The organism is Micromonospora chalcea (genome assembly GCF_002926165.1).
GTDB classification, from domain to species: Bacteria; Actinomycetota; Actinomycetes; order Mycobacteriales; family Micromonosporaceae; genus Micromonospora; species Micromonospora chalcea.
On record NZ_MAGP01000154.1, the window covers coordinates 84,946 to 106,627 of the forward strand.

Annotated in this window: 16 protein-coding genes; 9 read left to right on the plus strand and 7 right to left on the minus strand. The window is 71.5% G+C overall.

Annotated features, from left to right (window positions below; genetic code table 11):
- Positions 1–14: 14 nt before the first annotated feature.
- From BAW75_RS26765 to BAW75_RS26795, 7 genes are all read right to left on the minus strand, one after another.
- Positions 15–1,670: an ABC transporter substrate-binding protein gene (locus tag BAW75_RS26765; protein ID WP_043325206.1), complete on the minus strand. Its 1,656-nt coding sequence runs from the start codon at positions 1,668–1,670 to the stop codon at positions 15–17.
- 310 nt (positions 1,671–1,980) lie between these two features.
- The gene (locus BAW75_RS26770; RefSeq protein ID WP_043325207.1) at positions 1,981–2,769 is read right to left on the minus strand and encodes an ATP-binding cassette domain-containing protein; all 789 of its coding nucleotides are present in this window, start codon (positions 2,767–2,769) and stop codon (positions 1,981–1,983) included.
- Complete coding sequence (locus BAW75_RS26775; protein ID WP_104115310.1) at positions 2,769–3,944, minus strand: alanine racemase; 1,176 nt, start codon at positions 3,942–3,944, stop codon at positions 2,769–2,771. The genes BAW75_RS26770 and BAW75_RS26775 overlap by 1 nt, the downstream gene beginning before the upstream one ends.
- 19 nt (positions 3,945–3,963) lie before the next feature.
- Entirely contained in the window at positions 3,964–4,944 is a 981-nt protein-coding gene (locus tag BAW75_RS26780) for an ABC transporter permease (protein WP_030499606.1), read from the minus strand.
- Entirely contained in the window at positions 4,945–5,910 is a 966-nt protein-coding gene (locus tag BAW75_RS26785; protein WP_104115311.1) for an ROK family protein, read from the minus strand.
- Positions 5,910–6,902 (minus strand): phosphotriesterase family protein, encoded by a 993-nt coding sequence (locus tag BAW75_RS26790; protein WP_104115312.1) that lies wholly within the window; start codon positions 6,900–6,902, stop codon positions 5,910–5,912. Before BAW75_RS26790 ends, BAW75_RS26785 begins: the two co-directional genes overlap by 1 nt.
- 109 nt (positions 6,903–7,011) lie before the next feature.
- Complete coding sequence (locus BAW75_RS26795; RefSeq protein WP_043325211.1) at positions 7,012–8,127, minus strand: substrate-binding domain-containing protein; 1,116 nt, start codon at positions 8,125–8,127, stop codon at positions 7,012–7,014.
- Positions 8,128–8,470: 343 nt separating this feature from the next.
- Here BAW75_RS26795 and BAW75_RS26800 point away from each other — a divergent pair, with 343 nt between their 5' ends.
- The 9 genes from BAW75_RS26800 (at position 8,471) to BAW75_RS26840 (ending at position 21,647) form a co-directional block, all read left to right on the plus strand.
- Positions 8,471–9,658 (plus strand): ROK family transcriptional regulator, encoded by a 1,188-nt coding sequence (locus tag BAW75_RS26800; protein ID WP_064447530.1) that lies wholly within the window; start codon positions 8,471–8,473, stop codon positions 9,656–9,658.
- Positions 9,659–10,011: 353 nt separating this feature from the next.
- Positions 10,012–11,328, plus strand: coding sequence for a CE1 family esterase (locus BAW75_RS26805; protein ID WP_104115313.1), 1,317 nt, complete (start codon positions 10,012–10,014; stop codon positions 11,326–11,328).
- 329 nt (positions 11,329–11,657) lie between these two features.
- A complete protein-coding gene (locus tag BAW75_RS26810) occupies positions 11,658–13,133 on the plus strand; it encodes an arabinofuranosidase catalytic domain-containing protein (RefSeq protein WP_104115314.1) in 1,476 nt (491 codons plus the stop codon).
- A gap of 50 nt (positions 13,134–13,183) precedes the next feature.
- On the plus strand, positions 13,184–15,592 hold the full coding sequence (locus tag BAW75_RS26815; protein WP_104115315.1) for a ricin-type beta-trefoil lectin domain protein: 2,409 nt from the start codon (positions 13,184–13,186) through the stop codon (positions 15,590–15,592).
- A gap of 124 nt (positions 15,593–15,716) precedes the next feature.
- Positions 15,717–17,456: a family 43 glycosylhydrolase gene (locus tag BAW75_RS26820; RefSeq protein ID WP_244206285.1), complete on the plus strand. Its 1,740-nt coding sequence runs from the start codon at positions 15,717–15,719 to the stop codon at positions 17,454–17,456.
- A gap of 11 nt (positions 17,457–17,467) precedes the next feature.
- Positions 17,468–18,592, plus strand: coding sequence for an RICIN domain-containing protein (locus tag BAW75_RS26825; protein ID WP_104115317.1), 1,125 nt, complete (start codon positions 17,468–17,470; stop codon positions 18,590–18,592).
- 104 nt (positions 18,593–18,696) lie between these two features.
- A complete protein-coding gene (locus BAW75_RS26830; RefSeq protein WP_030499597.1) occupies positions 18,697–19,113 on the plus strand; it encodes a PPOX class F420-dependent oxidoreductase in 417 nt (138 codons plus the stop codon).
- A gap of 43 nt (positions 19,114–19,156) precedes the next feature.
- On the plus strand, positions 19,157–19,747 hold the full coding sequence (locus BAW75_RS26835) for a DinB family protein (protein ID WP_104115318.1): 591 nt from the start codon (positions 19,157–19,159) through the stop codon (positions 19,745–19,747).
- An 88-nt stretch (positions 19,748–19,835) separates the two neighbouring features.
- Positions 19,836–21,647, plus strand: a complete 1,812-nt coding sequence (locus BAW75_RS26840; RefSeq protein WP_104115319.1) for a hypothetical protein — start codon at positions 19,836–19,838, stop codon at positions 21,645–21,647.
- Positions 21,648–21,682 lie beyond the last annotated feature (35 nt).

Below are 21,682 nucleotides of genomic sequence, written 5' to 3' on the forward strand. Positions count from 1 at the left end.
GGCGGTTGACGTCCCTAGGCCGACGCGCTCAGGTAGCGCAGGCGGGCGAGGCCGTCCATCGGCTGCACCCAGCCGGCGACGGACTCCCGGACGGGCAGGTTGAAGTTGGGCTGGCAGATGACCACCCACGGCACGTCGGCGGCGAGGATCTCCTGGACCCGCTTCCAGAGCGCGTTGCGGGCGGCCGTGTCGACGGTGGTGTGCGACTTCTCGTAGATCTGCTCGATCTCCGGGTTGCTGTAGTTGGAGTAGTTGAGGTTGGCGCCCTTGACGAAGCTCGTCGCCAGCATGTACTCGACGTCGTCCACCCAGAGCTGCCCGGAGGTGATCTGCAGCGGGATGTTCTTCTTGGTCCGCCGCTCACCCAGGGTGGCCGGGTCCAGCGGGGTCAGCTTGAGCCGGATGCCCGCCTTCGCCGCCTCGCTCTGCACCTGGACGGCGATCTTCTGCTGCTCCTCGTTGTCGGCCTCGAAGACCAGTTCGGAGTCGAGCGACGACCGGCCGGCGGCGGCCATGGCGGCCTTCGCCTTGTCCAGGTCGTAGGTGAACGGGTAGCCGCTCTCGTCGTAGCCGGGCATGTCCAGCGGGACCGGGCTCTTGGCCGCGCGGGCGTCGCCGCCGTACACGTTGTTGATGATCTGCTCGTAGGGCACCGCGTACGCGAGCGCCTTGCGCACGTTCACGTCGTTGAACGGCGCGGCGGTCACCGACATCTGGATCGCGACCTGGCGGTTGCTGGCGGCCGAGATGACCTTGATGCCCGGGGCCTTCTTGAGGTCCTGGATGTCGCGCTGGCTGATGCCCAGCGCGATGTCGATGTCGCCGGCCTGCAGCTGCAGCCGCTGGTTGGACGCGGCCGGCACGACCGAGATCCGGATGGTCGGCGTCTTGGCCGGGTCCGGGCCCGGGTAGTCGGTGTTCGCGCTGAGTTCGATCTCCTGGCCCTGGGTGGCCTTGGCGACGTTGAAGTAGCCGCCGGTCGGCGGGTTCTTCGCGAACCACTCCTTGGCCCAGGGGTCGCTGGAGCTGGCGCGCTTCTTCGCCTCGACCGAGTCGAAGACGTACAGCGAGATCGCCTGGATCTGCCGGGTGAGCGCGCTGGGGAAGGCCTGGTGGAACTCCACCGTGTAGTCGTCGACGACCTTGACCTGGTCGGCGCTGGTCAGGCCGATGGTGCGGTAGACGCCGGCGACGTTGGCCTGGGCGGCGAACGCGCGGTCCTTCGACCACTTCACGTCCGCGGCCTTCATCTCGTTGCCGCTGGCGAACTTCACGCCGCGGCGCAGCTTGAGCGTCCACACCTTCTGTTCGGCGTCGGGCTCGAAGGACTCGGCGAACGTGGGGGTGATGTTCTGGGTGTCGAGGATCTGGCTGCCGCCGGCGTTGGTGACGCCGTAGTCGATCAGGTATGGGAAGACGTTCTTGTAGAGCATCAGCGCGGTCAGGTCGAAGCCGACGAAGTCCTGGTCCCAGCTCGACAGGTAGCTGGAGACGGCGATGCGCAGCGTCTTGGCGGCGGCGCCGCCGGACTTGCCGTCGGTGGACTTGTTGCCGCTGTCCGCGGCGCAGGCGCTGGTGGCGAGCAGGAGCGCGACGCCACCCCCCAGCTGCAGGACGCCGCGGCGGGAGAGCGCGGGCGAGGAGGCGCCCGGACGGGGTGAACGAGCCATGAGAAGTCCTCCTAGAAGCACGAGGCAGATGGCCCGAGCAGCGGACCTATCAGGAGTTCTACCGGATTTAGCAGCAGTGAACAATAGGGTGAACGGCGTTCACTGAGCCCTCATGGACTCGGCTTGATAACGCTCCCGAACTGCGAGACAACGCACGAAGCCGCGTTCACACAAGTTCACACGACCGTTACGCACGAGCCGTCCGCCATCGGCGTTGATCATGGAGCGCCGCCCCGCGAACCGGACGCGGAACGCCGATGACCCCGGGAGGGACACCCGGGGTCATCGTGCGCGCGGCCGGCCGCGCGGTTCAGGGACGGGCGGTCTCCTCGGAGGCGCCGGTGATCATCGAGACGATCTCGTTGCGGCTGGTCCCGGTGATGCCGCGGACGCCGACCTGGCGTCCCCGGCGCAGCACCGCCACCCGGTCCGCGATCCGGAACACCTGGTCCAGGTTGTGGCTGACGACGAGCACGGCGGCGCCCCGCTCCCGCAGCTTCAGGATCAGCTCCTCCACCTTGGCGGTCTCGGCCACGCCCAGCGCCGCTGTCGGCTCGTCCATCAGCACCAGGCCGCTGGCCCAGTGGGTGGCGCGGCAGATCGCCACCGCCTGCCGCTGGCCGCCGGACAGGTCCCGGATCGTCGCCTTCGCGCTGGGGATGCGTACGTCCAGCGCGTCCACCAGATCCTGGGTCTCCCGGGCCATCCGGCGCCGGTCGAGCAGGCGCAGCGGGCCACGGGTGAGTTCCCGGCCCAGGAACATGTTCATGTAGACCGGCTGCGAGTCGGCCAGGGCCAGGTCCTGGTAGACCACCTCGACCCCCTGCCGGCGGGCGTCGGAGGCGTCCCGGAACGTCACCGGCCGCCCGTGCATCTCCAGCTCACCCTCGGTCGGCTGGTACACACCGGAGATGATCTTCACGAGCGTGGACTTGCCGGCGCCGTTGTCGCCGACCAGGGCGGTGATCTCCCCGGCGGCCAGTTCCAGGTCGAAGCGCTCGATCGCCACGACGCCGCCGAACTGCTTGCGGATGCCGCGCAACCGCAGCGCCGGGGCGCCCGCCCGGGTCGCGTCGTCCTTGTGGGTGACGGTGCTCATCATGCCCTCCCTGCGCGGCGAGCCGCCTGGATGCCGGGGCCGTCGCCCGCGGCGGTGTCCTCCAACCCGATCGGCGCCGAGCCGTCGGCGGCGTACACCCCGGCCACGGCCGGAGCGCCGGACCGGATGCCGGTCACGCCGGCGGTCAGCGCCCGGGTGACGAACGCCTGCGGCCGGAAGCCGAACAGGACCGTGTCACCCGGGGCGCACCTCGGCGCCGCGCTGACGTCGGCCATCGCGTAGTAGTCGATCGCCTCCGGCGCGGGCATCTCCACGTCGACCAGGTAGGCGTCGTCGAGACCACCGCCCCGGGGCACGATCAGCGCCCGGGTGCCGCCCCGGCCGAGCACCGGGTCGACGTAGAGGCCGCCACCGAAGACGTACGCCCGACCGTCCCACAGGTGCGACACCTCGCTGACGTAGAGCACGGCGGGCTCCTCGACCAGGTCGGTCACCGCGTGCCAGGGCGTCGTGCCGGTGAGCCCGTGGCCGGGCTCGACCTGCGTCACGCCCGCCTCGGCCAGCGTGGCCAGGATCGCCGTCGACGTCGTACCCGGGGCGTTGATCTCGACGTGCGACCGCCCGGCGGCGCGCAGCGCGGCGGCGGCGCGTCGCAGGGTGCCGAGGTTGGGCGTCGGCACGACCCGTCCGGCAGCCGGGTCGAACAACTGGGTCGGGAAGCTGGTGACACCCGCGAACCGGGCGCCGGGAAGGGCGTCGAGCCGGTCGGCGACCGCGACGATCTCGTCGGCCGCCCAGCCGCCCTCGTGGCCCCGGTAGAAGCGGTCGCCGGGCGCGGCGATCCGGGCGAGCAGCGCCTGCTCCCGCCCGGCCGCCGCCTCGTGCCGGGGGATCTGCACCAGGTGACCGAGGTGACCGATGCCGAGCCCGCCGTGCCGGTCGACGAGCGCGCACTGGAGGTCGACGCCGACCGCCTCGGTGATGCCCGCGTCGCGGACCGTCCGGCAGAAGTCGGGGTTGCGCCCGACCTGCTTGGTCATCGCGTAGACCGACAGACCGAAGCGGTCGGCCTCGCGGCGGATGGCGGCGGCGTTCGCCGCGACCGTGTCGAGGTCCAACGCGTAGGAGTTCGCCGGCAGGTCACCGCTGTCGTGCAGGTGCGCGGCGGCGGCGAGCAGGCCCGGATTGCGGCGTCGCAGCAGGTCCAGAAACATGCGGTTGCTTCCTTCCGGGTCAGCTTCGCCGCTCGCGCAGCGAGAGGGAGACGGCCACCAGGATGATCGCGCCGCGCGCCATCATCTGCTGGGACACGGACAGGCCGGCCAGGATCAGGCCGTTGTTGAGCATGCCCATCAGCAGGCTGCCCAGCACCGCGCCGACGATCGAGCCCTTGCCGCCGAAGAGGCTGGTGCCGCCCACGATCACGGCGGCGATCACGGACATCAGGTCGGCCTCGCCGAGGGTGTACCGGGCGCCCTGGAGGCGTCCGGCGTACAGCAGGCCGGCCAGGGCGGCGCACATCGCGCTGCCCATCAGCACCATGATCTTGACACGGATCACCTTGATGCCGCTGACCCGGGCCGCCGCCACGTTGTCGCCGATGGCGAGCGTGTGCGCGCCGTACCGGGTCTGGCGCAGCACCAGGTACCCCACCACCGCCGCCGCCACCGACCAGAGCACCAGCCCGGGGATGCCGAGGATCTCGCCCTGGCCGAAGAAGGAGAGGAACGCGTCGTTGCTGACCGGCACCGACTGCAGGCCGGTGACCTCGCGGGCCAGGCCCGCCACCGCGCCCATGGTGGCGAGCGTGACCAGGAAGGAGGGCAGCCGGACCAGGGTGACGAAGACGCCGTTGACCAGGCCGACCGCCGCGCCGGCGGCGAGACCGGCGGCCACCCCGAGCAGCATGCTGTCGGTCTCCCGCAGCGTCACCGCGCCGACCAGCGCGGAGAGCGCGACGACCGAGCCGATCGACAGGTCGATCTCGCCGGCGGCCAGCACGAAGACCAGCCCGACCGCCATGATCGTGATGGGCGCGGTCTGGATGACGATGTTTGTGAGGTTGCTCGTGGTCAGGAAGCCGTTGCTGCCCTGGGTGACGGCGAAGAACAGGAACACGACCGCGAAGCCGATGTAGACCACGTAGTCGCGCCAGTTGATCCGGCGCCAGGCCGGGGCGGCGCTGGTCTTCACCGCCGCATCGGTGTGGGTCATCTATCGTCCCTCCGCTGTCTGGAAAGAGGTGGTCGTGCCGTCGTGGACGCCGGCCTCCCGGCGGGCCACCGCGACGGCGCCGAGCAGGCCGGCCCGGTCGCCGAGCAGGCTGGTCTTGATCAACGGAACGCCCGTGCTCAGCGCGGCGACCCAGCGCCGGACCGGCTCGACGAGCTCGGTCCGGGAGCCGATGCCGCCGCCCAGGATCACCGCCTCCGGGTCCAGGACGGCGGTGACCGCGACGACCGCCAGGGCGATCAGCCGGGCCTCCTCGTCGATGGCCGCCAGCGCGACCGGATCGCCGGCGGCGGCCCGGTCGAAGACGTCGGGCACGCTCGCCTGCTCGCCGGACACCGCCCGGTACCGGGCGGCGAGGGCGGCGCCGGCGACTGCCTCCTCCAGCGCGCCCTTCACCTGGTTGTCCGGGTCGAACGGGTCGGTTCCCAGCGGCAGGTAGGAGATCTCCCCCGCCGCGCCGCGCGCGCCCCGGACCAGCTCACCGTTCAGCACGATGCCCATGCCGACTCCGGTGCCGACCGCCACGAACACGAAGTGCCGGTGGGTACGCCCGCTGCCCAGCCACCGCTCCCCGGCGGCGGCCATGTTGACGTCGTTGTCCAGCACGACCGGGTGCCCCAGGCGGCGGGTCAGCTCGGCCCGCACGTCGAGCGCCTCGAGGTCGGAGACGTTCGGCGACAGCTCGATCGCGCCGGTCGCCGGGTCGGGGACGCCGGGCAGGCCGATCGCGCTGGCCCGCACGTCGGACCAGTCGACGCCGGCCCGGGCGGCCAGTTGGCGCAGCAGCGTGTCGATCTGCGCGGCCACCGCCGTGCCGCCCCGGGGGTCGGTCGGCTGCACCTGCTCGCTCACGACGAGACCGTCGAGGTCGGCCAGCGCGGCCCGCAGCTTGGTGCCGCCGAGGTCGACGCCGGCGACGTAGCCGGACGGACGCGGATGCGCGGCCATCAGCCGACCGTCAGGAGTCGGGCCGGGTTGGCCGCCAGCATCTGGTCGATCGCCTCCGGCGGCACACCGAGGCGGGTGAGACCCGGCACGATCTCCCGGCCGAGGTAGGAGTAGCCGAGCCGGCCGTGCGTACGCGGGTTCAGGTACGCCTCCGCGCCGGTCAGGTCCATCGAGAGCAGGATCCGGTCGCCGTACCCGTCGCGGACCAGACCGGCAAGCATGTCGAGCCGGGCACGGTCGGGCCGGTGGTACGCCCGCTTGCCGAACTCGCCCTCCGGCGGATTCTCCGGCAGCGGGGCGAGCACGAAGTCCCAGAACTGCTTGCCGAGCGTGTCGAAGGCGATGTTGACGCCGGTGGCCAGCACCGCCCGCAGGTAGTCCGGGTCCGGGTTGATGTCCAGGTGGCCGATGACGACGCGGGAGGGGTCCATCTTCTCCTCGCGCAGGATCTCGACCTGCTCCAGCGCCATGGTGCCGTGCGTGGTGTGCGTGTTCAGCGCCAGGCCGGTGGCGACGGCGGCGCGGGCGGCGGCACGCAGGCACTTCTCCTCGTGCGCGGTGATCTCGTTCAGCCCGGTGGCCTGCTCGCCGAAGATGCCGACCTTGATCCCGGTGTCCCCGACACCGACGGTGGCGTCGGCGACGAAGCGTTCCCGCATCTCGTCGACGCTCGCGCGCAGCGCCCAGCCGGGCGAGTACGGCTCCAGGTAGATCGCCGATCCGGCGACCACGTGCAGGCCGGTACGCAGTGCCACCTCGCGCAGCAGCGTCACGTCGTGACCGACCACCTCGTACGGGGACAGGTCCACGATCGTGCCGAAGCCCAGCTCGGGCAGGTCGCGTACCGCCCCGGCGGCGAGGTCCGCGCGGTCGTCGGCGACGCCGCCGGACAGCCACGGCCCGGGCACCAGCGCGCCGAGGTGCTCGTGACTCAGCACCCGGCCGAGCGACTCGGGAGGCACCGGTCCGAGGACTGTCTGGACGTACCCCATGTGCTTCTTCCTCTCGTCTCGCGGTGCTCGCGGACCCGGCGGTGGGCCGGACCGCGCCCGGCGAGGTCCGGGGCGCGTTCGGCCGGGCCCCGGACCTCGCCGCCCGGCGTCAGTTGCCGAGCACCTCGGCCGGGGGCTCCTGGCCGTAGTCGTCGCGCCAGGCGTCGGCGATGTTGTCCTTGGTCGCGGCCATCGGCGATCCGACGACCAGCTCCGGGGCCTTCTTGCCGAGCAGGCCGTACGCGGCGACGACGCCCAGGTTCTGGCCGAGCCGGGTCGAGCCGTTGGCGACGATGCCGGCGACGTTGCCGCCCTTGACCATGTCGGCGGCGAGGTTCGCCTCCAGGTCGTTCGTGACGATCTTGACGTCGGTGCGGCCCTGCTGGCGGGTCGCGGCGAGCACGCCCTCGGCGGCGGTGGCCCAGGCGACGTAGACGCCCTTGAGGTCGGCGTGGCGGGTCAGCATCGCGGTGGCGATGTCCTCGGTGCGCGCCGGGTCGGAGAACCCGGCCTCCTCGACGATCTCGATGTCCGGGTAGAGGTAGCCCAGCCAGTCCTTGAACGCCTTGTCCCGCTGGTTGGTGAACCAGAAGTCGGCGTCGTGGTAGACGTAGCCGACCTTGCCCTTGCCGCCGAGCGCCTTGCCGAGCATCTCCGCGTTGGCCTTGCCGAACGCGGTCAGGTCGGCGGTGACGATGCCGACGATCTGCTGCCCGGACTTGTAGTCCTTCGGCGGGGTGGTCATCACGACGAGCTTGACGCCGGCGTCCACGGCGGGCTTGAAGGCGGCGGCCGCAGCGGTCGGGTCGACGGCGATGGTGACGATCAGGTCGGGCTTGAGCGCCAGCACGGTCTGCACGTTGTTGGCCTGCCGGGCGGCGTCGAACTCGGCGCTGGTGCTGGCGAGCACCTTGATGCCGAGCTGGTCGAACTCCTTGCGGACGCCGGACTCGACGGCCTTGGTCAGCGCGGAGCCCTCGTGCCAGACGAAGGCGGCGGAGTAGTTGCCGTCCTTGACCTTCTGCCGCTCCTCGTCGGTCAGCGAGAGCTGGTCGGCGGCGGTCGGCGTCTCGCCGCCGGGGCCGACGAACGACAGGCTGGGTTCGGTACGCGGGCCGCTCGACGCGCCGCCGCTCCCGGAGGTCTCGTTCGAGCAGGCGCCGACCATGAGCGCCAGGGCGCAGAGCGCGCCGAGGGCGGCGCCACGTCTACGGCTGAGAATCATTGCTCTTCCCTTCACAGCAACGGGGTCCGGAACCGGGATTCCGGACTGACACGGGGGTCCGATGCGACCGGCACGGCGCGTACGGGGGCACGCGCCGCCTCCCTGGGGCCGGCAACCTCTATTTCCGTTCAGGGTGAAAGTATTATCGCGGTCATCACAGTCCGTCAAGAGCGCTGGTCAGAGATTCGACCCACTCGGTTCAACCGTCACCACCGGCCTCACCTCGGAATTCAGTGGGATCCGTCGCCCGGGTGCGGGCCGGAAGACGACATGGTCCGGATGGTTGCTCATCCAGCGGCGCGGCTTTAACATTCGGGCGGAAAGAAAATCGGCGGAGGTGGGCGTGGAATCTCGAGCACCACGGGCGGCGAACCGGTCCACAGTGCTGGCCCACGTGCTGACCCACGGCCCGGTGAGCCGCACGGCCATCGGCCACGAGACCGACCTCTCCCCCGCCACCGTGTCGCGGATCGTGGAACAGCTGCTCGACGAGGGGCTGCTGACCGAGACCGACGGCGCACCCACCACCAACCGGGGCCGCCGGGCGACCCAGGTCGCGATCGCCGCCGGACGCGGCGTGGTCTGCGGCGTCGACGTCGGCGGCTCCAACGTCCGGCTGGTGGTCGCCGATCTCGCCGCCCGGCCGCTGACCGGCCGGACCGTGCCCACACCCGCCGACTACGACGCGCCCCGGCTGGCCCAGTGGCTGGCCGACCTGATCATGCGGACCGTCGGCGCCGACCGGGAGCGGCTCGACTGCGTAGCGGTGGGCCTGCCCGGCGCCGTCCGGCAGGGAGACCGCGCCGTCTCCAACGCCCCGAACCTGCCCCAGGTGGAGGACCCGCTGTTCCTGCGGCTGCTGGAGAAGCACCTGGGCGCCGCGGTCGAGGTCGACAACGACTCCAACTACGCGCTGCTCGGGGAACTGCGCTTCGGCGCCGCCCGGGACGCGCAGACAGCGGTGATGCTCACCATCGGGGCCGGACTCGGCGCCGGCGTCGCCATCGACCGCCGGCTGTTCCGGGGCCGCAGCGGCCTGGTGGGCGAGTTCGGCCACCTGCCGGCCGGCCCGCTCGGCGCGCCGCTCGAACGGATCATCAGCGGGTCCGGCATCCTCGCCCGCGCCCGCGAACTCGGCCTGTCGTTCGACAACGCGGCCGACGTGTTCCGCTCGGCCGACCCGCGACTGGCGCCGGTCAGGCAGTACGTCGAGCAGGCGCTGCTGGTGGTCCTCACCGCGGCGGTGGTCGCCTACGAACCGGAGGTGATCGTCCTCGGCGGCGGCGTCTCCCACGCGCTCACACCCGACCTGGTCCGGCTACGCGGCCGGCTGCACGAGATCGTGCCGGCCGCCGAGGCGGCAGTGCACGGCGCGGAACTCGGTGACCTCTCCGGCGCGCTGGGCGCCGTGGTCGCGGCGCTGCACACCGCGTACCGGCGGCTCGGGCTCGCCGAGGCGGACCTCGCCCGCGTTCCCCAGCCGGACGCCCTCGCCGGCTGCGACCTGCCGGCCCTGGCCGACCACGCCTGAGCAGGCGGCAGCGTCCCCGCCGGGCGCTGCTGTGAGCGTTCACCCGGCGGCCGGCCCGCTCCTTCTCCGGAACCGACCGGTTGAACATGTTATCGATAACCTGCTATGTTCCGGCACGGGAGCGAAGGGCACGCTCCCCGTCACCCCCGCAATCGGCACGGCGCACGAGGGTCCCCTCGCCGTCCGGCCGATCGGTGACCAGTCCGGGCCGCTCCGCCGATGCACGCCGACGCAGGCGGCCACCGGACGACTTCGGCCCAGCCGCACGCACGGCTCCGCGCCCTCTTCGCAGGCGACGTCGGCATCGACGGACGGCCCGGCCTGCACCACCACCCAGGGCAAGGAGTCCAGCAATGGCGAAACGAACATCCCTTCTCACCTCCGTCGCCGCCGCGGCCGTGCTCCTCGCGGCGGCGGCCGGCGGCGCGCTCAGCGCCGACCTCGGCGAGACGGCGCAGGCGTCGACAAACGGCACGCTCGCGGCGACCGCCGGCTGCGGCAAGGCGCCGACGCTGTCCAGCGGCACGCGCACCATCTCCAGCGGCGGGCAGAACCGCAGCTACATCCTGCGCATCCCGGACGGGTACGACCGCAACCACCCGTACCGGCTGATCTTCGGGTTCCACTGGCTGAACGGCTCGGCCAACAACGTCGCCTCGGCCGGCTACTACGGCCTGCTGCCGCTGTCGAACAACAGCACGATCTTCGTCGCGCCGCAGGGCATCGACAACGGCTGGGCCAACACCAACGGCCGGGACCTGACGCTGTTCGACGACATCTCCCGGCAGATCGAGAACGACCTCTGCGTCGACACGTCCCAGCGGTTCGCGCTCGGCTGGAGCTACGGCGGGGCGATGAGCTACGCGGTGGCCTGCGCCCGGCCCAACGTCGTCCGCGCGGTCACCGTCATCTCCGGCGCGAACCTGAGCGGCTGCAACGGCGGCACCCAGCCGGTCGCCTACTTCGGCATCCACGGCATCTACGACAGCGTGCTGAACATCTCCATGGGCCGCTCGCTGCGCGACACGTTCGTCCGGAACAACGGCTGCACCGCGCAGAGCCCGCGCGAGCCGAGCCGGGGCAGCCTCACCCACATCACCACCACGTACTCCGGCTGCCGCGAGGGCTACCCGGTGCAGTGGGCCGCGTTCGACGGCGACCACACCCCCAGCCCGGTCGACGGGTCGTCCAGCCCGAACGACTCCCGGACCTGGACCTCGGGGGAGATCTGGCGGTTCTTCAGCCAGTTCGCGTCCACCACCCCGCCGACCACGGCGCCGCCGACCTCCGTGCCGCCGACCACGCCGCCGGTCACCACCGCACCGCCCACGACGCGGCCGGTCACGACCCCGCCGCCGGGTGAGCCGGGCGCCTGCACCGCGACCTACCGGACCGTGAACACCTGGCCGGGCGGCTTCCAGGCCGAGGTCACCGTGGCCAACAACGGCGCCACCACGCTCAACGGCTGGACCGTACGCCTGACCCTGGCCTCCGGCCAGGCGATCAGCAGCCTCTGGAACGGCGTCAACACGGGCACCACCGGCTCGGTGTCGGTCCGCAACGCCGACTACAACGGCACGGTCGGCGCGAACGGCTCGACCACGTTCGGGTTCACCGCCACCGGAAACGGGGCCACCGCGCCCAGCGGAGTCAGCTGCACCAGTCCCTGATCTCCGTACCGCCGAACCCCCGCACGGGGAGCCGGGCCGTGGGTGGCACGCCGCCGCCCTCGGCCCGGCACCGCCGGGACAACTGAGGTCCCGCCGGAAGCCGGGATGTGCTCTAATTAACTCTGGTCGATGTTCGCGCTAACATTTACGACCCCACAGGCCACCACCACCGACATGTCGGGGCCGCCGCCACACCACTGTTAGCGCTTACACCGACGGCCATCCACAACTCGCGAGGCACCGTGCCGGACGGTCGGGTGCTCGCGCGTATCCGAGGAGCCGTCATGGTGATCCCCCGTCCCCGGTCCGTCCGATCCGGACCACCGCGTATGACCATCTCCGCCCTGGTGCTCGTCCTGGCCGTCGCCGGCGCCGCCGTGGCCGCGCAGACCCGAAGCGCCGTGGCCGCCCCCGGGCCCGGCTCCATCGTGGGCGTGCAGTCCGGCCGCTGCGTCGACGTCCCCAACGGCAGCACCACGAACGGCACCCAGGTCCAGCTGTACGACTGCACCGGCGGCACGCCGCAGAGCTGGACGTACACGTCGGCGAAGCAGCTCACGGTGTACGGCAACAAATGCCTGGACGCCAACGGCCAGGGCACCAGCCCGGGCACGACGGTGATCATCTGGGACTGCAACGGCCAGGCCAACCAGCAGTGGAACATCACCTCGGCCGGCACCGTCACCGGTCAGCAGTCCGGGCTGTGCCTGGACGCGACGAACGCGGGCACCGCCAACGGCACCAGGATCATCCTGTGGACCTGCAACGGACAGGCAAACCAGCGGTGGAACGTCTCGACCACACCGTCGTCACCGCCGCCCACCTCGACGCCACCGCCCGGCGGCCGGCCGTGCGACATCTACGCCGCGGGCGGCACCCCGTGCGTCGCGGCGCACAGCACCACCCGGGCGCTGTTCTCGGCGTACGGCGGCAACCTCTACCAGGTCCGCCGCTCCTCGGACAACGCCACCCGCAACATCGGGCTGGTGAGCGCGGGCGGCTACGCCGACGCCGCTGCGCAGGACGCGTTCTGCTCCGGTACGAGCTGCGTGATCACCGCCGTGTTCGACCAGTCGGGACGCGGTAACGACCTGTGGTACCAGGGCTCCGCGCAGGTCCCCGGCTCCACCTCCAGCCGGCCCGCGAACGCGACGAGCGAGTCGCTGACGGTCGGCGGCGCCCGGGCGTATTCCCTCTACATCAACCCTGGGAACAGCTACTGGCGGGACGGCCACCTGACCGGCGTCCCCACCGGCTCCGCCCCCGAGGGCATGTACATGGTGACCAGCGGCACCCACGTCAACAGCGGCTGCTGCTTCGACTACGGCAACAGCGAGACCACCCGCAGCGCCGACGCGGCGGGGGCGATGGACGCGATCAACTTCAGCACCAGTTGCTGGTTCGGCGGCTGCTCCGGCAGCGGCCCCTGGGTGCAGGCCGACCTGGAGTGGGGTCTCTACCCGGGCGGCAGCCAGTCCTGGAACCCGAACCAGCGGGCGTTCACCAACCGGTTCGTCACCGCCACCCTGAAGAACAACGGCACCTCGCAGTTCGCCATCAAGGGCAGCAACGCCCAGTCCGGCGGCCTCTACACGCTCTACGACGGGTCGCTGCCGGCCGGTTACAGCCCGATGCGTAAGCAGGGCGCGATCATCCTGGGCAGCGGCGGCGACTGCTGCAAGCCCGGCGGCGGCGCGAACCTCAGCGCCGGCACCTTCTACGAGGGCGCCATGGTCGCGGGCTATCCGTCCGACGCGACCGAGAACGCCGTCCAGGCCGACATCGTCGCCGCCGGCTACCGCTGACCGGCGAGCCACTCGGCGACCACACTCCGCATCTCCCGAAAGGACTCGTCATGTCCGAGCCGAGATGGATACGCCGACTGCTGGCGGCGTTCTCCGTCACCGTCCTGGCCGCCGCCGGCGGCCTGATCCTCACCGCCGGCCCCGCACAGGCCGCCACCTCGATCACCGTCAACGGCGCCTCCGGCGGCCAGACGTTCGACGGGGTCGGCGCGGTCAGCGGCGGCGGCGGCAACAGCCGGCTGCTGATCGACTATCCGGAGCCGCAGCGCGGGCAGATCCTGGACTACCTGTTCAAGCCCGGATACGGCGCCGCGCTGCAGATCCTCAAGGTCGAGATGGGCGGCGACACCAACTCCACCAGCGGGTCCGAGCCGAGTCACGAGCACGTCCGGGGCGATCTCAACTGCAACCGCGGCTACCAGTGGTGGATCATGGAGCAGGCCAAGGCCCGCAACCCCGCCATCAAGCTGGCGGCCCTGCCGTGGGGCGCTCCCGGGTGGATCGGCAACGGCAACTTCATGTCCCAGGACATGATCAACTACTTCGTGGACTGGCTGGGCTGCGCGCGGCAGCACAACCTGACCATGGACTACATCACCGCCGCCCAGAACGAGAAGCGGACGGACGCGAACTGGACCATCAGCCTGCGCCAGGCGCTGAACGCCAACGGCTACAGCGGCGTGAAGATCATCTACGGGGACGACTACCCCGGTAGCTGGGGCCCGGCCAACGCCGTCGCCGGCAACGCCACGCTGCGCAACAGCATCGACGTGCTCAGCGGCCACTACCCGTGCGGCTACCTCAGCGCGCAGACCACCTGCACCGTGTCCTCGACAGCCACCTCCACCGGCAAGACGCTGTGGAACAGCGAGGGCGGCTCGCAGGACTACAACGACGGCGCCAAGCCGCTGGCCCGCGGCATCAACCGCGGCTACATCGACGGCCGGATGGTCGCCTACCTCAACTGGGACCTGATCGCCGCCATCACGCCGAACCTGCCCTGGTCCACGGTCGGGCTGATCCTGGCCAACCAGCCCTGGTCCGGCTGGTACTCGGTCGGCAAGAACACCTGGGCGCTGGCCCACACCACCCAGTTCACCGCACCCGGCTGGCGCTACCTGGACTCGGCCTCGGGCTACCTGGGCGGCAACCGCAACAACGGCAGCTACGTGTCGCTGCGCTCGCCCACCACCGGCGACTACAGCACCGTCATCGAGACCATGGACGCCACCGCCGCCCAGCAGGTCACCATGACCGTCACCGGCGGGCTGTCCACCGGCCAGGCGCAGATCTGGGCCACGAACCTGAACTCGACAAACCCGAACGACTTCTTCGTCCGCACCGCGGACGTCACCCCGTCGGGCGGGTCGTTCACGTTCACCGCCCAGCCCGGCCACCTCTACACCGTCACCACCACGACCGGGCAGGGCAAGGGCACCGCCACCAGCCCGGCGCAGGGCTCGCTGGGCCTGCCGTACCGCGACGACTTCGACAGCTACGCCAGCGGGCGGTTCCCGAAGTACCTCCAGGACATGCAGGGCGCCTTCGAGATCGTCGGCTGCGGCGGCGGCCGATCCGGCATGTGCCTGCGCCAGATGTCCGCGCAGGCGCCCATCACCTGGAAGACCCTCGCCGACCCGGCGACCTACGGCGGGAACCTGAGCTGGGGCAACTACACGGTCTCCGCCGACGTCCTGCTCGAACAGTCCGGCTACGCCCAGATCCAGGGCCGCGTCGGCAGCACCAACCTGGACCCGATCGGCCGCTACAACGCCTACTTCCTGCGGGTCACCGACGCCGGCGCGTGGTCCATCCTGCGCAACAACACCGCCGGGCAGCTCACCACGCTGCGCAGCGGGAACGTGGCGGCGCTCGGCACCAACCGCTGGCACAGCCTCGCGCTGGGCTTCGTCGGCACCACCATCACCGCCACCATCGACGGCGCCACCGTCGGCACGGCCACCGACTCCACCTTCGGCTCCGGCCAGGTCGGCTTCGGCACCAGCCAGGGCGAGACCGCGCAGTTCGACAACCTGTCGGTGGTCGCCGGCCCGGGCGGCAACCCCGGCGGTACGAGCGGCGCGTGGCTCAACCCCAACTCCAGCCGCTGCCTCGACGTGCCGAACCAGTCCCAGACCAACGGCACCCAGGTGACGTTGTGGGAGTGCAACGGCGGGACCAACCAGCAGTGGACGGCGACGTCGAGCCGGCAACTCCAGGTGTACGGGAGCAAGTGCCTGGACGCCGAGGGGCAGGGCACCTCGTCCGGCACCCGGGTGATCATCTGGGACTGCAACGGCGGCGCCAACCAGCAGTGGAACGTCAACACCGACGGCACGATCACCGGCGTCCAGTCCGGACTGTGCCTGAGCCCGAACGGCGGCGGGACCGGCAACGGCACCTCGATCGTCCTGTCCGCCTGCACCGGCGCGAACAGCCAGAGGTGGAGCCGGGCGTGACGGCCCGACCCTCGCCGACCACACCATCCGCCGCGGCGCGGCCTACCCCGGGAGATGACCTGTGACGTCAACGCTATGGAGAACCGACCGCCGGACCAGACGATGGCTCGCTCTGGCGGTGACCCTGCTCGCCCTGCTCGGGCTGGCCCCGGCCATCGCCGGCGGGCTGAGCCCGACCGCCGCCCGGGCGGACAACCCGATCGTGCAGACCATCTACACGGCCGACCCGGCCCCGCTCGTGTACAACAACCGGGTCTACCTGTACACCGGCCACGACGAGGACAACTCGACCTGGTTCACCATGAAGGAGTGGCGGGTCTACTCGTCCGACGACATGGTGAACTGGACCGACCACGGATCGCCGCTCAGCCTCGCCACGTTCAGCTGGGCCAAGCAGGACGCGTGGGCCGGCCAGGCGGTCCACCGCAACGGAAAGTTCTACTGGTACGTGCCGATGGTCGTGCGGGCCACCGGCCAGATGGGCATCGGGGTGGCGGTGGCGGACAGCCCCACCGGGCCGTTCCGGGACGCCATCGGGCGCCCGCTGGTGAGCAACGGTGAGATCGACCCGACCGTGTTCATCGACGACGACGGCCAGGCGTACCTGTACTGGGGCAACCCCCGCCTGTGGTACGTCAAGCTGAACGCAGACATGATCTCGTACTCGGGCAGCCCGACCCAGATCCCGCTGACCGCGGCGGGTTTCGGCGCGCGGACCGGTGACGCGAACCGGCCGACCCTCTACGAGGAGGGTCCGTGGGTGTACAAGCGCAACGGCCTCTACTACATGGTCTTCGCGGCCAAGTGCTGCTCGGAGTTCATCGCCTACTCCACCGCGCCCGGGCCGCTGGGGCCGTGGACGTACCGCGGCACCGTCATGCCCACCCAGGGCAGCAGCTTCACCAACCACCCCGGCATCACCGACTACAAGGGCGGCTCGTACTTCTTCTACCACAACGGCGCGCTGCCCGGCGGCGGCGGTTTCACCAGGTCGGTGGCGGTGGAGAAGTTCTCCTACGGCGCTGACGGCTCGATCCCGACGATCAACATGACCACCACCGGCGCGCCGCAGATCGGCACGCTCAACCCGTACATCCGGCAGGAGGCCGAGACGAGCGCCTGGGCGTCCGGCGTGGAGACCGAGCCGGCCAGCGGCGGCGGGATGAACGTCGGTTTCATCGACAACGGCGACTACCTCAAGATCAAGGGCGTCGCCTTCGGGTCCGGCGCGACCTCGTACACCGCCCGGGTGGCCTCCGCGGGCAGCGGCGGCACCATCGAGCTGCGGCTGGACGGCACCAGCGGCCCGGTGGTGGGCACCTGCCGGGTGTCCGGCACCGGCGGCTGGCAGACCTGGGCCGACACGACCTGCGCGGTCAGCGGCGACACCGGCACCCACGACCTCTACCTGCGGTTCACCGGCGGCAGCGGCTCGCTGTTCAACATCGACCACTGGCGGTTCACCCCCGCCGGGAGCACGCCGCCGCCCACCGACCCGCCGACCACCACGCCGCCGCCGATCGATCCCCCGCCGACCACTGCGCCGCCCACCACGCCGCCGCCGGGCGGTGGCGCCTGCACCGCCACCTACCGCACCACGAACTCCTGGTCGGGCGGCTTCCAGGCCGAGGTGACAGTCACGGCCGGCGCCGCGGCGCTCAACGGGTGGTCGGTGCGGTGGAACCTGGCCGGTGGCCAGAGCATCAGCCAGGTCTGGAGCGGCACGCTGAGCACCAGCGGCTCCACCGCGACAGTCAGCAACGCCGCGTACAACGGCTCCGTGCCCGCGTCCGGCTCCACCACGTTCGGCTTCATCGCCAACGGCTCGCCGACCACCCCGTCCCTGACCTGCACCACCCCGTGAAAGGAGCACACATGCGTACCACTGTGCGGAGATGGCTCACCGCGGGCGCCGCGCTCGCCGTGCTGGCCGCCGGTGTGCTGACGGCGACCGGACCGGCGGCCGCCGAGTCCAACGGCGGCACCCGCGTGATGCCGCTCGGTGACTCCATCACCGAGGGCACCCAGGTGCCGGGCGGCTACCGGATCGGCCTGTGGCAGCGGCTGGCCGGCGGCGGCTACCGGGTCGACCTGGTCGGCTCCCAGTTCAACGGGCCGGGCAACCTCGGCGACCACGACCACGAGGGCCACCCCGGCTGGCGCATCGACCAGATCGACGCCAACATCACCGGCTGGCTGAACGCCTACCAGCCGCGCACCGTGCTGCTGCACATCGGCACCAACGACATCCTGCAGAACTACAACGTCTCCACCGCGCCGAACCGGCTCTCCTCGCTCATCGACCGCATCACCAACACCGCGCCGAACGCGGACGTGTTCGTCGCGCAGATCATCCCGCTCGCCAACTCCGGCCAGGCGGCGGCGGTACGCACGTTCAACGCCGCGCTGCCCGGCATCGTGCAGTCGAAGGTGAACGCCGGCAAGCGCGTCCACCTGGTCGACCAGTACTCGGCGCTGACCACCGCCGACCTGATCGACGGCATCCACCCGACCGCCACCGGCTACGACAAGATGGCGGCGGTCTGGTACCAGGCGTTGCAGTCGGTGTCCGGCAGCATCGGCACCCCCGGCAGCGGCGGCGGCACGTACCAGAACGTGCAGCTCGTCGGCGCCGGCTCCGGCCGGTGCCTGGACGTGCCGAACGGCAGCACCACGAACGGCACCGCGGTGCAGCTGTACGACTGCTGGGGCGGCACCATGCAGCGCTGGACCTACACCTCGGACAAGCAGTTGCAGGTGCTCGGCAACAAGTGCCTCGACGCCAGCGGACGGGGCACCGCGAACGGCACCAGCGTGATCATCTGGGACTGCAACGGCCAGCCCAACCAGCAGTGGAACCTCAACGCCAACGGCACGATCAGCGGCGTCCAGTCCGGGCGCTGCCTGGACGCGGCGGGCTACGGCACCGCCAACGGGACGAGGATCAACCTCTGGGACTGCCACGGCGGCACCAACCAGCAGTGGAGCGCGCGCGCCTGACCGGCGTGCGACGGGCTCCCCGGCGGACGCCGCCGGGGAGCCCGTCCGGGCGGCGCCCGCCGCATGACCAGCGGCGGGCCCGGCGGGTACGTAGAGTGAGAGCCATGTCGAAGCCGCCGCTGCCCGAGCCCGCCGTCGCCATGCTGGGCAAGCCGAATCCCGCCGTCATCGCCACGCTTCGCGACGGCCAGCCGGTGTCCGCGGCCACCTGGTACCTCTGGGAGGACGGCCGCGTCCTGGTGAACATGGACGAGGGCCGCCGCCGGCTGGCACACCTGCGCAGCGATCCCCGGGTCTCCCTGACCGTGCTGGACGAGGGGAACTGGTACACCCACGTCAGCCTGATCGGGCGGGTGGTCGAGCTGCGCGACGACGAGGGCCTGGCGGACATCGACCGGATCTCGCAGCACTACACCGGGCGCCCCTACCCCCGGCGGGACCGCAAGCGGGTCAGCGCGTGGATCGAGATCGAGCGCTGGCACGGGTGGGGCGCGCACAAGGACAACAGCCAGACCGGCTGACGGCGCCCCCACGATGTCCGACCCATGCGGAAGAGTGTCGGGCATGAGTGAGCCGTACGACCCGAAGGCAGCGCTGCACCACTACCTGCGCGCGATCCGGGAGAATCTGATCTGGAAGCTCGACGGGCTGAGCGAACGCGAGGCCCGGCTTCCCCGCACCGCGACCGGCAACAACCTGCTGGGGGTGCTCAAGCACTGCCTGAACGTCGAGGCCGGCTACTTCGGGCCGACGTTCGGCCGCGAGTTCCCCACACCGGCGGAGCTGGTCGCCACCGAGACGTTCGACGCCGACCCGCAGGCCGACTGGTACGCCCGCGAGGACGAGACCAAGGACGGGCTGATCGACCTGTACCGCCGCGTCGCGGCGTTCGCGGACGAGACGATCGACATGCTGCCGCTGGACGCGCCGGGGCGGGTGCCGTGGTGGCTGCCCGGCCGGCAGGACGTGACGCTGCACCAGGTCCTCGTGCACGTCTGCGTCGACCTGGCCCGGCACGCGGGGCACGCCGACATCCTGCGCGAGCAGCACGACGCCGCGATCGGGCTGGGGCAGGAGAACCGGAACGTCCCCGAGGGCTACGACTGGCCGGCGTACGTCGACCGGCTGTCGGCGCTCGCCGACCGGTTCGCGTAGGCGGTTTTCCGGTAATGCGGCCGGAAGTTTCAACCACATTTCGGACAGTGGATCGACAGGACCAGCAGCATCGTGAAGCATCTATCCCATGAAGATCCGGCCCGCCGTCGCCCCGCCGACCGCTGAGGACACCGGTCCCGAGCAGCCTCCCGCCGACCGGCCCTCGGACGACCGCCCCTCCGACGAACGGCCTGTGGACGGCAGACGCCGATGGCGGCCGAACCCGGAGTGGACGCTGGCGATCCTGGGCAGCCTGCTGCTGGCGGTGGTGCTGACCTGGCCGACGATGCGGCACCCGGCGACCACCATCCCCGGCGACCTGGGCGACCCCACGTTGCAGGCGTGGCAGGTCGCCTGGTCGGGGCACGCCCTGCTCAACGACCCGGCCAACCTCTGGCACTCGAACACGTTCTTCCCGGAGCGCTACACCTACGCCTACAGCGACACGCTGCTCGGCTACGCGCCGTTCGGAATGGTCGGCTCCGGCTTCGAGGCCGCCGTGATCCGCTACAACGTGCTCTACGTGCTGCTGCACGCGCTGGCGTTCCTCGGGGCGTACGCGCTGGCCCGGCAGCTCGGCGCGAACCGCTGGGGCGGCGCGGTCGCCGGGATCGCGTGGGCGTACGCACCCTGGCGGCTGGCGCACTCCGGCCACCTGAACATCCTGTCCAGCGGCGGGATCGCGCTGGCCCTGGCGATGCTGGCCCGGGGTCACGGCTGGTCGCTGCGCCACGGCTACCGGCCGGAGCGCCGCCGTCCCGGCTGGGCGGTGGCCGGGTGGCTCGTCGCCGCCTGGCAGGTCACGCTCGGCTTCGGCATCGGGCTGCCGCTCGTCTACTTCCTGCTGGCCGCCGTGCTGGTGGCGGCCGGCTGCTACGGCTGGTCCTGGTGGCGCAAGCGGGAGCGTCCGCCGTTCGGCCGCCGGCTGCTGATCGCGGACCTGGCCGGCGGCGCCGTGTTCGGCGCCGTGACGCTGCTGCTCGGCCTGGTCTACCTGCGCGTCGTCGACCTCAACCCGCAGGCCGTCCGCTCGCTGGACTGGACCAAGATGTTCTCCCCTCCGCTGATCGGGTTCATCACCGCGCCCGGCGACTCGTGGCTGTGGGGGGAACGGCACGCCGCCGCCCGGGAACAGCTGACCTGGCCGCCGGAGATGGCGCTGCTGCCCGGGATGACGCTGATCGGGCTGGCCGCGGCGGGGCTGTTCGTCTCGTCGTTCCCGGTGCGGCACCGGGTCGCGCTGGGGCTCGGCGTGGTCGGCACCGTGCTGCTCGGTCTGGGCGCCACCCTCGGCGGGGACGGCGACCCCGGCTATCTGACGCTGTCCACGCTCCTGCCCGGCTGGGACGCGCTGCGCACGCCGGGCCGGATGATGCACTGGACCAGCCTGCTGCTGGCGGTGCTGGCCGCCGGGCTGGTCACCGCGCTCGCCGAGTCCTGGCACCGGCCCTCGGCCCACCGCTGGTCCCGGGCCGTGGCGCCGCTGGTCCTGCTGGTGCCGCTCGCGCTGGTGACGCTGGAGGGCGTCAACCGCACGCCGCACCCGGTCGTGCCGACGCCGCCGGCCGCGATGCGTACCGCGCCGGAGCCGATGCTGGTGCTGCCCGCCGGCGGGATCGGCGACCTGAACTACATGCTCTGGTCCACCGACGGATTCCCCCGGATCACCAACGGGCTCGGCGGTTTCGAGCCGGTCACCCAGGCGCAGACCCGGGTCGCCGTGGCGACGTTCCCCGACGCGGGCAGCGTGGCGTACCTGCGCGGGATCGGCGTCCAGTCGGTCGTCGCGGTGCCGAGCCGCGCGGCGGGCACGCCGTGGGAGGGCATCGAGAACCGGCCCGTCGACGGATTGGGCATCACCCGGGAGGACCTCGATGGCACGCTCGTCTACCGGCTCTGACGCCGCCGGCGCCGGAGGCCCGCGCCCGGGCGCCG